The organism is Stenotrophomonas indicatrix (genome assembly GCA_041545745.1).
GTDB lineage: Bacteria > Pseudomonadota > Gammaproteobacteria > Xanthomonadales > Xanthomonadaceae > Stenotrophomonas > Stenotrophomonas indicatrix_A.
This window is the reverse complement of sequence record CP168152.1, coordinates 3843332-3857336: the sequence shown is the minus strand read 5'-3', so window position 1 is coordinate 3857336 and position 14005 is coordinate 3843332. Positions and strand designations below refer to the sequence as shown.

Genomic DNA, 14005 nt, shown 5'->3' with positions numbered 1-14005 from the left:
GATCAGGGCTGCGCGTTGCGCTGCAGGTAGCGGTCGCGCAGTTCGGTCTGGCGCGAGCGCATCGGCATCGCACGGCCGCCCAGCCAGACCTGTTCGGCATAGTGCGCCACATCCAGCGGATCGCCTTCCCACAGCACCAGGTCGGCGCGCTTGCCCGGCTCGATGCTGCCGATCTGGTCGGCCACGCCCAGCACCTCGGCCGGTACCCGGGTCAGCCCGGCCAGGCCGTCGGCCCAAGGCAGGCCATTGGCCACCGCGTTGCCAGCCAGCTGGCGCATCTTGCGCGCATTGTGCGAGGCATCGTCGCGCTGGGCAAAGGCAACCGGCACGCCGGCGCGCTGCAGCCGTGCGGCGTTTTCCAGGGTGGCGCCGATCTGGTCGAAGGTGGTCGGCAGGTTGCCCAGCGCGTCGACGAACACCGGCACCTTGGCCGCTGCCAGTTCCGGTGCCAGCTGCCAGGCCTCGGCACCGCCGGCGATGGCGATCTTGACCTTCTCGCGGGCCGCCCAGCGCAGCAGCTGGCGGATGTCGGCCGCGCGGTCCACTTCCACCACGATGCGGCCCTGGCCGGACAGATAGCGGGCCAGCGTGCGGCGACCGGCCGGGGTCAGCAGCGCATGCGGCGAATCGGCGGCGACCTGGCCACGGGCTTCATCGACCATCTGCTGCAGCAGCATCCACTGCGCCGCGCGCGATTGCCCGGTCAGTTCAGACGCTGCAGCACCCAGGCGCAGGAACAGCGCGCGCGGGCCGATCGGGTCGGCACTACCATCGAAGCGCACCACGCCACCCTGGCCAGCGACGAAGCCACCGCCGGTGGCCGCGCCCAGCGCAGTGAAGCCGATGCCGTCCAGGCGTGCCACCGGAATCAGCACCGAAGCGGGGTTGTAGGCCAGGGTCACGTCGAATTCCGGACGCAGCGGCTGCTCACCGATCTTCAGTGCGCTGTCGACCGTGCTTGATTCACCGGATACTTCCTCGATGCCGATCTCGGTGATGCCGCCGAACAGGGCAGGGGTCAGCGTGCGTCCCTTGGCCTCGACCACCGGTACGCCGGCCGGTGCAGACAGGCTCCGACCCACTGCGCGGATGATGCCGCCCTGCACCAGCACGTCGGCGTCTTCCAGCGTGCCGCGTGCGCTGGCGGTAGCGACGGTCGCACCGCGCACCAGCAGGTCCTGCGCCTGTGCAGGCGGCGCGATGCAGGCCAGCGCCATGACGGCAGCGCCGAGCGTTGCGGCAGACTTCGCCATTGCCTTGAACATGCCCATCAGCGCAGCTCCTGCCCAAGTTGGAAATCCGATCGCGGCGTCGCCGGTGGCGTGCTGCGGTCGTACACACGGCGGCCATCGACGAACACCTGTTCGGCCAGTGCATACGAACTGAAGGGGTTGCCGTTCCAGATCACCACGTCGGCCATCTTTCCGGCCTCCAGCGTGCCGGTCTGCGCTTCGATACCCAGCGCCTTGGCGGCGTTGGCGGTCATCCAGGTGATCGCGCGTTCCGGTGCGATCTCCGGCATGTGCGCGCGGCGCGCGGCGGCCATCACCTTGGCCGCTTCCTGGTTCAGGCGCTGGATGCCTTCGGGTGAGTCGGAGTGGACGATGGCGCAGCTGTTCTTCGGCCGGTCGACCAGCGCGATGTTCTCGGCGATACCGTCGAAGGCCTCCATCTTGAAGCCCCACCAGTCGGCCCACAGTGCACCGCAGACGCCTTCGGCAGCCAGCCGGTCGGCCAGTTTGTAGGCCTCCACGCCATGGTGGAAGGCGGCCACCTTGAAGCCGAATTCCTTGGACAGGTCGAGCATGGTGGCCATTTCATCGGCGCGGTAGCAGTGGATGTGCACGCGGATATCGCCTTGGATCGCACCCGCCAGCGTATCCAGCTTGAGGTCGCGCTTGCCGCCGGCGTCACCGGCGCTGTCGCCCTTGTCGCTGCCGAACCAGCCCTTGCGCTTGGTCGGCTTCGGCGTGCTCTTGGCGATGTAGTCGGCCGCGTCGATGAAGGCTGCACGGTAACCGGCCACGTTGCCCATCCGCGTGGCAGGTGCCACGCCCTTGCCGCCACCGTAGACGCGCTTGGGGTTTTCGCCGCAGGCCATCTTCAGGCCCCACGGCGCACCGGGGAATTTCATCGCCTGGTAGGTGGTGGCAGGCACGTTCTTCAGCGTTACGCCGCGGCCACCGACCAGGTTGGCCGAGCCGGGCAGCACCTGCATGCTGGTCACCCCGCCGGCCAGTGCCGCCTGGAAACCGGGGTCCTGCGGCCACACCGAATGCTCGGCCCATACATTGGCGGTGACCGGCGCGGTCATCTCGTTGCCGTCGCTGTGCGCGCTGACGCCGGGGCTGGGATAGACGCCCAGGTGCGAATGCACGTCGATCAGGCCCGGGGTCACCCATTTGCCGTCGGCATTGATGCGGGTGACGCTGGCTTCGACCTGCAGCGCATCGCCGACGGCGACGATGCGGCCATCGCGCAGCAGCACATCGGCGTTGTCCAGCCGCTGCCCGGTGCCGGTCAGCACGGTGGCGTTCTGGATCAGCAGCGGCCCATCGGGATGCGCCTGGTAGGTGCTCGGGTAGGGATCGGCGACGAAGCGCGAAGCACCCACGGCCGGCGCCGTGCTCAGCGATACCAGCGCCAGTCCCAACCCGGCGCGCAACAACGTCGATGTCATGCAGATCCCCTTGGCAGCGTGTTCAACCCATCGACGCTAGCCGGGGACTGGCCTGCTTGCCAAGTGACCTTGGGCAGGGGCGACGTGGGGAGTTTCCCGACAGTGCACATGTGAAAAATATATTAAGTTGCAAGGACGCCCGTCGATAGCGACATGCGGGTGAGTGCGCGCTGACGCGCCGCGAAGGTGTTCCCACCGTGCTCCATGAGGGAGCAGCACCTGAAACAATCCATGGAATCAAGGACGTAATCCCCGATGACCGTTGCAACGTCGTATCGCTCCACCTCTCGCCGTCGTTCCTTCCTGCCTTCCCCCCTCGCATCGGCCATCGTTGGCTCGCTGCTGATGGCAGCCACCCTGCCGGCACTGGCCCAGGGCAATAGCGACGATCTGTCCCGTTACCAGTACCAGCGCAGCCTGCAGGCGGCATTGGCGCGTCCGGTCGTCACCGCAGCGCCAGCCTCTGCATCGCTCGCGCCGTCGATCAGCATCGCGCCGATGGCCAGCGGCGAGCCGCAGCCGGTGATGGGCGCCCCCGCTGATCGCGCCAGCTGGCGCACCAGCGAGTTCAACCGTGACTGGGGCCTGCAGGCCGTCAATGCCGACGCCGCATACGCGCGTGGGTTGACCGGTGCAGGTATCCGCCTGGGCGTGTTCGACAGCGGCACCGGGCTGGACCACTCCGAATTCGCTGGCAAGAACCACCGCAGCATCCACCTGGCCGATCGCCTGGCTGACGGATCGTCGTGCACCAACACCACCATGCTGAGCGGACCGGATGCCTGCTTCAGCAGCGATGGCAATGACGTAGCCATCGACATGACCCTGCTCGACATGGACCAGGCGAACATCGACAACGTCAATCGCCAGGGCCTGTTCGAAGGCCTGGCCTACAACACCCATGGCACGCACGTGTCGGGCACCATCGCTGCGAACCGTGATGGCTCCGGTACCCACGGCGTTGCGTTTGGGGCCGATCTTTCGGTGGCACGCCTGTTCTTCAACAGCCTCACCGTCTGGGACGTCGATCCGTCGACCAACCAGTACCGCAATGGCTCGGTCGGCATTGGTGCGTCCGATGCGGTGTTTGCCGACCTGTACGAGCAGTTGAACGCGCAGCAGGTGCGGGCGGTCAACCACAGCTGGGGCTTCACCAACGAGCCGACCACCGCTGACCAGCAGGACGCGGACTTCTTCAACGATCCAGCCTACGACGACTATTTCCAGATCATCGGCGATGGTTCCCGTGCCAACGGCATGATCCAGGTGTGGGCTGCCGGCAATACCTACCCGTACAACACCTCGCCGGAAAACGCGCCGATTGCCGGCGTGCACGCCACGCTGCCGCGCGTCCAGGCCGACCTGGAGCCGTACTGGCTGAGCGTGGTCAACGTCGACCGCAACCTGGTGCTGGCAGAAAGCTCCATGCGTTGTGGCCTGAGCGCCAACTGGTGCCTGGCAGCGCCGGGCAGCGACATCGCCTCCACTGCCTACGGCGCCGATTCGCAGATCATCGGTACACCTTTCCAGACCGGCAATGCTATCGGTCTGGACATCCAGCAGCGCATGCCGACCTATGCCTACGAGGACATGACCGGTACCTCGATGGCGGCACCGCACGTCACCGGCGCGCTGGGCCTGCTGTTCGAGCGTTTCCCGTACCTGGACAATGCGCAGGTGCGCGACGTGCTGCTGACCACCGCCACCGATCTCGGCGCGGCGGGCGTGGACGACGTCTACGGCTGGGGCCTGATGAACCTGGCCAAGGCCATTGAAGGCTATGGCTCGCTGCGCGTGGATACCAACGTGGTGATGAACCAGAAGGCCGGTGGCCTGAAGGTGTGGGAAGGCGACGCGTGGGACGACTGGACCAATGACATTGGCGGTCCGGGCAAGCTGACCAAGAGCGGCATCGGCTGGCTGCGCCTGAGCGGCAACAACAGCTTCAACGGCGCGGTGGTGCGCGAGGGTGTGCTGGAACTTGACGGCGTCAATACGCTGACCAGCGCGGTGGACGTGGCCGGCGGCAGCTTCCTGCTCAATGGCACGTTGAAGAACACTGCGCTGAACAGCCTGGGTGGCAGCAGCCGCATCAATGCCAGTGGCGTGCTCGAAGGTTCCAACCTGACCGTCAGCGGCGGCGTGGTGTCCTTCAACGGCGTGCAGAGCGGTGGCCACACCTACGTGGGCGAGAAGGGCACGTTGAAGGGTGTTGGCCAGCTGGGCGATACCACGGTGGCGGGTGTCATCGCCCCGGGCAACTCGATCGGCACGCTGACCATCAACGGCAACTACGTGCAGACCGCCACCGGCGTGTACCAGGCCGAGGTGGCACCGGGCAGTCGAAGTGACCAGCTGCATGTCACCGGCACCGCCACCCTCGGCGGCACCTTGGTGGCGTTGCCGGAACCGGGCATCTACTACCTGGGTGAGCAGTTCAACTTCATCCGCGCCGATGGCGGCGTGAGCGGGCAGTTCGCCACCACCGACTTCAGCGCATTCTCGCCCTTCTTGCAGTTCAGCCTGGCCTATGGTGCCAGCGGCGCGCGCATCGAAGTGACCCGCGGCAACGCGCTGGCCAGCTCGGCCACCACCGACAACCAGCGTGCGGTCGCTGTCGTGGCCGATACCCTGGCCATCAACCAGGGCCTGCCGAAGCCGCTGACCACGCTGTTCCCGCAGCAGGTGGGCGCAGCGCTGGACAGCCTCAGCGGCGAGCTGCATGCAGCTACTTCGATCGCATTGGTCGAGAGCAGCCGCTATGTGCGTGATGCGGCGCTGTCGCGTCGTGCCGGTGCGATCTCGCCGGGCGGTGACGAAGCGGCCGCGACCGGTGTGTGGGTGCAGGCAATCGGTGGCAATGGCACGCTGGATGGCAATGCCAATACGGCCCGCACCGAGGCCAACAGCAACGGCCTGCTGGTGGGCGTGGACCGCCAGTTCGGCGGCTGGCAGGTGGGCCTGCTGGCCGGCACCGGCCGTACCGACGTCAAGCAGCAGGACGGCCGTCGTGCGAAGTCGAAGATCGACAACACCCACTTCGGTGCTTACGCCAGCCACAACTGGGGCGGATTCGGCCTGCGTGGCGGGCTGGCATGGAGCGAGCACGAGGTCGACAGCACCCGTGAGCTGGCATTCGCCGGCTACAGCGATACGTTGAGCGCGCGCTATGACGGGCGTACCCGCCAGGCCTTCATCGAAGCGGGCTACCGCTTCGGCGGCAGCGAGGCAGGCCTGGAGCCGTACCTGCAGGTGGCACGCGTTGAAGTGGACATGAAATCGATCAACGAGCGCGGTGGTGCCGCGGCCCTGCAGGGCAACGTCGACGATACCCGCACCACCCTGGCCACTGCCGGTGTGCGCTTCGACAAGGGCCTGAAGGCTTCGTTCCAGCAGGACAGCTGGCTGCACGTGCGCGGCGGGGTGGGCTACCGCCACGCCTCGGGCGACCGCAATCCGGTGGCCAGGCTGGGCTTTGTCAGCGGCGGCGATGCGTTCGCGGTCAGCGGCGCCCCGATCGCCGACAGCGCGGTGGTGGCCGAGCTGGGCCTGTCGGCCTGGCTGACGGCCAACCAGCAGCTGGAACTGGGCTACACCGGCCAGTTCGGCGATGAAAGCCGTGACCATGGCGCCAACCTGCGTTGGTCGGTGCGCTTCTAAGCCATCCGGTTCCCAAGGGAACCCCCGGGAGGGCGGCCGCAGGGCCGCCCTTCTTCGTTGCCGCAGCAGGTGTGGCAAGGCAGGCAGGGGCCTACAATATCGGCCCCACGCCGCACCGGACCACCCATGAAGAGCAAGCAGGACATCGTCGACAACTGGCTGCCACGCTACACCGGCGTGCCTCTGGACCAGTTCGGCCAGCACATCCTGCTGACCAATTTCGTGGGTTACCTGCATACATTCTCGGCGCTGACCGGTGCGCCGGTGATCGGCCTGGACCGGCCCATGGCCAGTGCCACCATCGACGGCATCACCATGATCAACTTCGGCATGGGCAGCCCCAATGCCGCGATCATCATGGATCTGCTGTCGGCCGTGATGCCCAAGGCCGTGCTGTTCCTGGGCAAGTGCGGGGGGCTGAAGCGCAAGAACGAGTTGGGCGACCTGGTGCTGCCGATCGCGGCCATCCGCGGCGAGGGCACCTCGGGCGACTACCTGCCCCCGGAAGTGCCGGCATTGCCGGCCTTTGCCCTGCAGCGTGCGGTCTCGACCATGATCCGCGACCTTGGCCACGACTACTGGACCGGCACCGTCTACACCACCAACCGCCGGGTCTGGGAGCACGACGAGGCCTTCAAGGAGCGGCTGCGGGCGATGCGTTGCATGGCCATCGACATGGAAACCGCGACGATCTTCGCCGCCGGCTTCGCCAACCACATTCCCAGTGGCGCCCTGCTGCTGGTTTCAGACCAGCCGATGATCCCGGACGGGGTGAAAACCGAGGCGTCCGACGCCAAGGTCAGCTCGCAGTTCGTGGAAAACCATATCCAGATCGGCATCGAGGCGCTTAAGCTTATCCGGCGCAACGGCAAGTCGGTCCGCCACCTGCGCTTCGACGAATGATGATGATGGCCTGGCGCGGTGCGCCGGCCCTGGGGAGTAGGTGATGGACGTTGCCGCGCAAGTGGTGGAATTCTGGAAAGATGCGGGCCCTGAAAAGTGGTTCACCCGCGATGATGCGTTCGACGCGCGGTTCCGTACGCTGTTCGCGGACGAACACCATGCCGCCGCATCGCGCGCGCGCGAGCATTGGCTGGGCAGCGCCGAGGGCGCGCTGGCGCTGATGCTGCTGCTGGACCAGTTCCCGCGCAACTGCTTCCGCGGCACCGCCCATTCCTATGCCACCGATGGTCTGGCCCGCCACTACGCCACGCGCGCGATCGAGGAGGGTCTGGACCTGCAGCTGGTACCCAAGCTGCGCGCCTTCATCTACCTGCCGTTCGAGCACTCCGAAGATCCGCTGGACCAGGACCGCTCGGTTGCGATGTTCGATGTGCTGGGCGACAAGGAATACCTGCAGTACGCCGAACTGCACCGCGACATCATCCGCCGCTTCGGCCGGTTCCCGCACCGCAATGCGGTACTTGGCCGCATGCCGTCGCCGGAAGAACTGGACTACCTGGCCGAAGGCGGGTTTGCGGGCTAAGAAAAAGGGGACGGAGGGGATTAAGTCGTTTGTGCCACAAACGACTTAATCCCCTCCGTCCCCTTTTAGCTGATCAGTACTTCGGCACGCCGTTGTCCACGTCGTCCGACCAGGCATCGATGCCGCCGGTGACGTTGAACACCTTGCTGAAGCCCAGCGCACGGAACTGCTCCGCTGCCTGCGCGCTGCGGCCACCGTGGTGGCACAGGAAGGCCAGGGCGGTGTCCTTCGGCAGGGCTTCCAGCTCGGCGCGGCCGTTGCCATCGAAGCTCTTGAACGGCACGCCGACCGCGGCGATGGCGCGTTCTTCGACCGGGCGCACGTCCACCAGCATCACGTTGCCGGCACGCACCAGGTCGTCGGCATCGCGCACGCTGATTTCCTGCACCGGCTTGGGCGCGTTCGGGTTGTCGATCGCCAGGCCCTTGCCCCGGATGTCGTCAACCCAGTCGATGGTGATGCCGTCGGCGCGACGGGCGCTGGCCAGATCGAACTGCACGCGCAGGCCGTTGGACTCTGCGGCGATCGCGCCTTCATCGTACGGGGCCAGCTGGAAGTTCGGCTGGAAGCGGGCATCGATGCCCAGCTGCAGCGACGCACCCGGCGAATCGGCCAGCGCGCCCTTCAGCATTTCCACCGCGGCCGGGGTGACGGTGATGCGCGGCGGGGTGCGGTCCGGTGCAGCCAGGCCCAGCACGCTGCTCAGCTCACCGCTGGCGGCCATCTGCAGCACGATGTCGCTGCCGCCGACCAGTTCGCCGTCGATGTACAGCTGCGGGATGGTCGGCCAGTCGCCATAGGCCTTGATGCCTTCACGGATCTCCGCGTCGGCCAGCACGTTGACGTGGGCGAACTCCACGCCCAGGTCCTGCAGGGCGCCCACGGCCTTGGCCGAGAAACCGCACTGCGGCATCGACGGCTGGCCCTTCATGAACAGCACGACGCGGTTGTCGTTGAGGATGGTTTCGATGCGCGAACGCAGGGCGGGATCGAGGGACATGGCAGTCATGGGTCCGAAAAATTCGAATCATCAATTCTACCCCCCATGGCATCATGGGGCATGACCAACGCAGGAACATTGCATCGCATCCCGACCCGGCCCTGGCGCTGGGTGCCTTGGCTGCTGCTGTCGCAGCTGGCTGTGATCCTGATCTGGGTGCTGGCAGGCTGGCACTGGGGCCTGGCCGTGATGGTGGCAAGCCACGCCTTGTTCATGGTGCCGGTGTTCCTGCCCAACAGCCGCTTCTACGCGCCGGTGCTGAGCCGGTTGCCCGATGCCGGCAACAGCGTCTGGCTGACCGTCGACGACGGCCCCAGTGAACAGACCCCGGCGGTGCTGGATCTGCTGGACCGGCACCAGGCGAAGGCGACCTTTTTCCTGGTCGGCGAGCGCGCATTGGCGCATCCGGCCCTGGTGGAGGAGATCCTGCGTCGCGGACACGACCTCGGCAACCACAGCCACAGCCACCCGCAGGCGAGCTTCTGGCGGCTGGGGCCGGGCACGATGGCGGCGGAGATCGAAGGTTGCCAGCATGCGCTGCAGACGGTCAGCGGGCGACCGGTGCGCTGGTACCGCTCAGTGGTGGGCATGACCAACCCGTTCGTGGCACCGGTGCTGCGCAAGCTGGGCCTGGTGCGCGTGGGCTGGAGCGCCCGCGGCTACGACGGGGTCGGCTGCACGCCGGACGGCGTGCTGGCACGCCTGCTGCCCAACCTGCGCCCGGGTGCGATCGTGCTTTTGCATGAAGGTGCCGCCCACGGCCACAACCTGGCCATCATCGAACGCGTGCTGCAGGCGCTGGACGAGCGCGGCCTGAAGGCCGAACTGCCGGCCGGCTGACCGGTAGCGCCGGGCCACGCCCGGCGAGCGCCCGGCGAGCGCCAGGCGCAGCAAGAGCGAAGCGACCCGCGTTTGCTCTTCGCTTTTCTCCTGTCTTCCGTGGTGGACGCACCCGTAAACCGTCCGTGGCCGGGTGGGTGGGCTGCACAGGGGCGTGAGCCGCTTGGGCCCGAGGCATGCCTCGGGCGGGCTGGGCAGGACGCCCAACCCCGGTCTTGCTCGTGTGCGCAGGACAGCGCGCATGAGCAAGCGGCGACCGAGCTTACATGGACGTACTTGCAGCGCCCCCTGTGCAGTCCACCCACCCGGCCATCTCGCGATCACCTTGGCCGCCCACCACGAGGGGCTCAGCCGTTGGCCGCAGTTCCCGCACGCTCGGCAACCAGCAGCCAGCTGTTGAACGGCGTGCGCCCATGCAGGGGACGCAACGGAGCCGCCTGCAGCCCAGCCTCCGCCAGCGTGGCCTGCAGCCGCTGCGGATCCGGGTAATGGCGTGGTCGCGTGCCCATCCAGCCGACCAGCCACGCCAGGCGATCCGCCACCCGCGTGGTGCGGTCGCGGCGGTCGCCGGTCGCCAGCGGCGTACGCAGCAGCAGGCGGCCACCGGGCGCGACCCGCGCGCTCACCGCGCGCAGCAGTTCCAGTTGCGGCATTTCGTCCAGGTACTGCAGCACATCCAGCAGCAACACATGCCCTGCATGCGCCGGCAACGGTGCCTGCACATCCAGACAGTCGAAACGTGCATCGACCAGGCCCGTGCCGGCGCGCTGCGCACGCGCGATCTTGTCGCTGTCCACGTCGACTCCGAGGTAGACCTGCTGGCGGCCACGCTGGCGCAGCACGTGCGCGAACAGCCCCAGTCCGCAGCCGAGGTCGAGTACCGGCTGGCCGTCGTCCGGCAGGTGCTGCAGTACGCCGTCATACAGCGGGTCGCTGCCCAGCTTGCCGCGGGTGTAGTAGTAATCGCGGCGGCTGCCCCAGGCCTGCATCGGCCGGAAAGACTCGGCGATCAGCCGCGCCTGTCCGGCATCCAGCGGCGAACAGGGCAGGGGCGTGCCGTTCCGTGGCGTGCCGTCCATCGTGTCAGTCCGTTCTGCCCAGCAGGTGTGCGGCCACCGGCAGCGCACGCGCGCTCCACAGCGCATACATCCGTGCGGACGGGTGCAGGCCATCCTCGGCGATCATCGCCGGGTCAGCGCCGTTGTCGCGGCTGATATCGGTGATGTCGACGAAGGCCACGCCCTGCTGGGTGCTGATCACCTCGGCGGCAGCGTTGAACTCGTCGGTCTCCAGTTCGACGCGGGCCAGGTCGCGACCGCTGCCTGCACCGTACGGCGTGGTACCCCAGTCCGGGAAGGACAGCACCAGCACGTGGTCGGCGCGGCCACCGGCAAAACCGATCGCGCGTTGCAGCAGGGCCTGGAACTGCACCTGGTACTCGTCCAGCGGGCGCCCGCGGTACTGGTTGTTGACGCCGATCAACAGACTGACGAAGTCGAACGGCCCTTGCGGCGCCACTTCGTCGATGCCGGCGCCGAGCTCGTCGGTGGTCCAACCGGTGGTGGCGATGGTCTGCGGGTCGGCCAGATCGATGCCCTGCGCGCGCAGGGCGGCGGCCAGCTGATGCGGCCAGCGGCCGTCGACCGCGACCGCTTCACCGATGGTGTAGGAATCGCCCAGAGCCAGATACGACAAGCCCATCGATCAAGCCACCGACCGGCGGGGCTTCAGCGGCACCACCTTGGTGGCGTCTTCAGCACGGCGGGCGAGGGCGCGGTCGATACGGGCGAACACGTCGCGCATCACCGACGCCTCCGGCAGCAGGGTCACGCGGAAGTGGTGGCGGTAAGGCACGTTGAAGCTCGAGCCCGGCACCACCAGCACGCCGTCGTTGTTCATCAGGTCCAACGCGAAATTGTGGTCGTCGAAGCCCTTGGCGGCGGCACCGACCACGGCTGGGAACGCGTACAGCGCCCCGGCGGGGGCGACCAGCGACAGGTGCTCGCTGGCCTCGCAGGCTTCGATCACCGCACGCCGGGTTTCATACAGGCGGCCGCCCGGTCCGCACAGCTCGGAAATGGTGTCCGGGCCGTTCACTGCGGCGTCGATGGCGTACTGGCCCGGCACGTTGGCGCACAGGCGCAATGCGCCCAGCAGGTCCAGTGCGGCGCGGAAGTCGCCCAGGCGCGCGTCGTCGCCGCTGAGGTGCGCCCAGCCCACGCGCCAGCCGCAGGCGCGGTGCACCTTGCTCAGGCCGCCGAAGGTCAGGCAGGGATGGTCACCGGCCAGCGGTGCGACCGGCTGGAACACCGCGTCGTCGTACAGGATCTGGTCGTAGATCTCATCGACCAGCAGCAGCAGGTTGTGGCGGCGCGCGATCTCCACCACCTGCTCCAGCAGCTCGCGTGGGTAGCTGGCGCCGCTGGGGTTGTTCGGGTTGATCAGCACGATGGCGCGGGTGCGCGAGGACACCAGCGTCTCGATCTCGCTGGGGTCCGGCTGGAAGCCGTTCTCGGCGGCGCAGCGGTAGTACACCGGGCGGCCGTCGTTGAGGATGGTCGAGGCCGACCACAGCGGGTAGTCCGGCGAGGGCACCAGCACTTCGTCGCCCGGGTTGAGCAGCGCACGCAGCGACAGGTCGATCAGCTCGCTGACGCCGTTGCCGACGAACACACGGTCGGGGTGGGCATCCGGTGCGCCACGGCGGGCGTATGCGGCGGCGATGGCTTCGCGGGCGACCGGGAGGCCCTGCTGGTGGGTGTAGGGGTCTGTGCGGCCCATGTCATCGGCGATCGCGCGCTGCAGGTGTTCCGGTGCACGGAAGCCGAAAGCGCCGGGATTGCCGATGTTGAGCTTGATCAGCTTGTGGCCCTGCGCTTCCAGCTCCCGGGCTCGCCGTGCCAGTTCTCCGCGGATTTCGTAGCGCACTTCGGAAAGGCGCTCGCGGATGACCAGGGGTTTGGGCGAGGGAGTGGACATGGGCGGTGGGCCGCAGAAGGCATGGGGGTTCCATGGTAGCGGAATTGCTGCAGCGCATGGCAAGGGCTGCAGGGCCCGCCAACATTGGGCTGGGCGGCATCGCACAGGTAGAATGGCGGCGATGACCCAGACCCCCGATTTCACCGCCCTGCAGACCATTGGCTGGCCCTGGCCGGGCCCGCCGCAGCAGGCCGACTGGCAGGCTGTGATGGCTGCGCACCCGCAGGCCCGCCCGGCGCGGGTGATCGAACAGCACCGCACCCACTACGTGGTGGCGGATGGCCCGGAGGCGTCGATCAAGGCCGAATCCTTGCCGGAGTGGCAGCGCCCGCGCTTTCCCAGCCACGAACGGCCGGCGGTTGGCGACTGGGTGCTGCTGGACGGCATCCGCATCGTCGCCCTGTTGCCGCGACGTACCGCGATCAAGCGCGGCGCCGCCGGTGAGCATTACCACCAGCAGGTGATCGCGGCCAACATCGATACCGTCTTCATCGTCTGTGGGCTGGATGCGGACTTCAATCCGCGCCGTATTGAACGCTACCTGCTGCTGGTAGGCGGTGGCGGTGCCGAACCGGTGGTGGTGCTGACCAAGGCCGACCAGACCGAGTACAGCGAAGACGCGCTGGCGGTGCTGGAAGAACTGGAGCTGCAGGGCATTGCCCTGCACGCGATCAATGGCCTGGATGCCGACAGTGTTGCAGTGCTGGAGCCGTGGCTGGGTGCTGGCCGCACGGTGGTGCTGGTGGGTTCTTCCGGTGCGGGCAAGTCGACGTTGACCAACACGCTGCTGGGCGAACAGCGGATGAAGACCAATACGGTGCGCGCCAACGATTCGCGCGGCCGCCACACCACCACCCACCGCGCACTGATGCCGCTGCCGATGGGTGCCTGCCTGATCGATACGCCGGGCATGCGCGAATTGAAGCCCACCGGCGAAGAAACGCTGGCCGAAGGTGGTTTCGCCGATATCGAAGCGCTGGCCGCGCAGTGCCGCTTCCGCGACTGCATGCACCAGCAGGAACCCGGCTGTGCCGTGCGTGCGGCGATCGATGCTGGCGAGATTGAAGAGAGCCGGCTGCAGAACTACTTCAAGTTGAAGGAAGAAGTGGCCGCTGCGGCTGCGAAGCTGGCCGTGCGCCAGGCCGAGACCGCGCAGGAGCGCGGCGGCAGGAAGGGCAAGGGCCAGCAGTTCCGCCCTGCGGGCAAGCCGCGCCGGCGCTGACCCGGATCGCGGGGTCGGATCCCATTGCGCCGCAATGGGCTCTGACCCCGGCAATGATCCCGCTACTGCCTGCTTCTGGTAGGTGCCAACCTTGGTTGGCACGAACGCGTCCGAAGCCCGCCGTCGGCGGATGCCAAC

Annotated in this window: 11 protein-coding genes; 5 read left to right on the top strand and 6 right to left on the bottom strand. The window is 67.6% G+C overall.

The window, feature by feature from the left end; all coding sequences use genetic code 11:
• Positions 1-2 precede the first annotated feature (2 nt).
• Both ACEF39_RS17520 and ACEF39_RS17515 read right to left on the bottom strand, forming a co-directional pair.
• On the bottom strand, positions 3-1253 hold the full coding sequence (locus ACEF39_RS17520) for an amidohydrolase family protein (RefSeq protein WP_500288046.1): 1251 nt from the start codon (positions 1251-1253) through the stop codon (positions 3-5).
• Between the two features lie 17 nt (positions 1254-1270).
• Positions 1271-2680 carry an amidohydrolase gene (locus ACEF39_RS17515; protein WP_500285982.1) on the bottom strand — a complete coding sequence of 470 codons (1410 nt, stop codon included), beginning with the start codon at positions 2678-2680 and terminating at the stop codon, positions 1271-1273.
• Between the two features lie 255 nt (positions 2681-2935).
• Between ACEF39_RS17515 and ACEF39_RS17510 the strand changes: the two genes are divergently transcribed.
• The 3 genes from ACEF39_RS17510 (at position 2936) to ACEF39_RS17500 (ending at position 7826) form a co-directional block, all read left to right on the top strand.
• Complete coding sequence (locus ACEF39_RS17510; RefSeq protein ID WP_500285981.1) at positions 2936-6340, top strand: autotransporter domain-containing protein; 3405 nt, start codon at positions 2936-2938, stop codon at positions 6338-6340.
• Positions 6341-6466: 126 nt separating this feature from the next.
• Complete coding sequence (locus ACEF39_RS17505) at positions 6467-7243, top strand: AMP nucleosidase (protein WP_500285980.1); 777 nt, start codon at positions 6467-6469, stop codon at positions 7241-7243.
• A 43-nt stretch (positions 7244-7286) separates the two neighbouring features.
• Positions 7287-7826 (top strand): DUF924 family protein, encoded by a 540-nt coding sequence (locus ACEF39_RS17500; RefSeq protein ID WP_500285979.1) that lies wholly within the window; start codon positions 7287-7289, stop codon positions 7824-7826.
• Positions 7827-7899: 73 nt separating this feature from the next.
• Here ACEF39_RS17500 and grxD read toward each other — a convergent pair whose 3' ends face one another.
• On the bottom strand, positions 7900-8826 hold the full coding sequence (gene grxD / locus ACEF39_RS17495; RefSeq protein ID WP_500285978.1) for a Grx4 family monothiol glutaredoxin: 927 nt from the start codon (positions 8824-8826) through the stop codon (positions 7900-7902).
• Between the two features lie 60 nt (positions 8827-8886).
• Between grxD and ACEF39_RS17490 the strand changes: the two genes are divergently transcribed.
• Positions 8887-9666 (top strand): polysaccharide deacetylase family protein, encoded by a 780-nt coding sequence (locus ACEF39_RS17490; protein WP_500285977.1) that lies wholly within the window; start codon positions 8887-8889, stop codon positions 9664-9666.
• A 347-nt stretch (positions 9667-10013) separates the two neighbouring features.
• On the opposite strand, the gene ACEF39_RS17485 is transcribed toward ACEF39_RS17490, so the two are convergent.
• From ACEF39_RS17485 to ACEF39_RS17475, 3 genes are read right to left on the bottom strand one after another with little or no spacing between them, the layout of a single operon-like run.
• Positions 10014-10745 carry a class I SAM-dependent methyltransferase gene (locus tag ACEF39_RS17485; RefSeq protein ID WP_500285976.1) on the bottom strand — a complete coding sequence of 244 codons (732 nt, stop codon included), beginning with the start codon at positions 10743-10745 and terminating at the stop codon, positions 10014-10016.
• Positions 10746-10749: 4 nt separating this feature from the next.
• Positions 10750-11367, bottom strand: coding sequence for an SGNH/GDSL hydrolase family protein (locus ACEF39_RS17480; RefSeq protein ID WP_500285975.1), 618 nt, complete (start codon positions 11365-11367; stop codon positions 10750-10752).
• A gap of 3 nt (positions 11368-11370) precedes the next feature.
• Positions 11371-12645 carry a pyridoxal phosphate-dependent aminotransferase gene (locus ACEF39_RS17475; RefSeq protein ID WP_500285974.1) on the bottom strand — a complete coding sequence of 425 codons (1275 nt, stop codon included), beginning with the start codon at positions 12643-12645 and terminating at the stop codon, positions 11371-11373.
• 112 nt (positions 12646-12757) lie between these two features.
• On the opposite strand from ACEF39_RS17475, the gene rsgA reads away from it, so the two are divergent.
• Entirely contained in the window at positions 12758-13867 is a 1110-nt protein-coding gene (rsgA, locus tag ACEF39_RS17470; protein WP_500285973.1) for a ribosome small subunit-dependent GTPase A, read from the top strand.
• The last annotated feature ends 138 nt before the right edge of the window (positions 13868-14005 follow it).

Excerpts from the sequence above, each read along its gene's own strand:
- ACEF39_RS17520 (WP_500288046.1), bottom strand. The coding sequence starts at position 1,253 with ATGGCGAAGTCTGCCGCAACGCTCGGCGCTGCCGTCATGGCGCTGGCC.
- ACEF39_RS17515 (WP_500285982.1), bottom strand. The coding sequence starts at position 2,680 with ATGACATCGACGTTGTTGCGCGCCGGGTTGGGACTGGCGCTGGTATCG.
- ACEF39_RS17510 (WP_500285981.1), top strand. The coding sequence starts at position 2,936 with ATGACCGTTGCAACGTCGTATCGCTCCACCTCTCGCCGTCGTTCCTTC.
- ACEF39_RS17505 (WP_500285980.1), top strand. The coding sequence starts at position 6,467 with ATGAAGAGCAAGCAGGACATCGTCGACAACTGGCTGCCACGCTACACC.
- ACEF39_RS17500 (WP_500285979.1), top strand. The coding sequence starts at position 7,287 with ATGGACGTTGCCGCGCAAGTGGTGGAATTCTGGAAAGATGCGGGCCCT.
- grxD (WP_500285978.1), bottom strand. The coding sequence starts at position 8,826 with ATGTCCCTCGATCCCGCCCTGCGTTCGCGCATCGAAACCATCCTCAAC.
- ACEF39_RS17490 (WP_500285977.1), top strand. The coding sequence starts at position 8,887 with ATGACCAACGCAGGAACATTGCATCGCATCCCGACCCGGCCCTGGCGC.
- ACEF39_RS17485 (WP_500285976.1), bottom strand. The coding sequence starts at position 10,745 with ATGGACGGCACGCCACGGAACGGCACGCCCCTGCCCTGTTCGCCGCTG.
- ACEF39_RS17480 (WP_500285975.1), bottom strand. The coding sequence starts at position 11,367 with ATGGGCTTGTCGTATCTGGCTCTGGGCGATTCCTACACCATCGGTGAA.
- ACEF39_RS17475 (WP_500285974.1), bottom strand. The coding sequence starts at position 12,645 with ATGTCCACTCCCTCGCCCAAACCCCTGGTCATCCGCGAGCGCCTTTCC.
- rsgA (WP_500285973.1), top strand. The coding sequence starts at position 12,758 with ATGGCGGCGATGACCCAGACCCCCGATTTCACCGCCCTGCAGACCATT.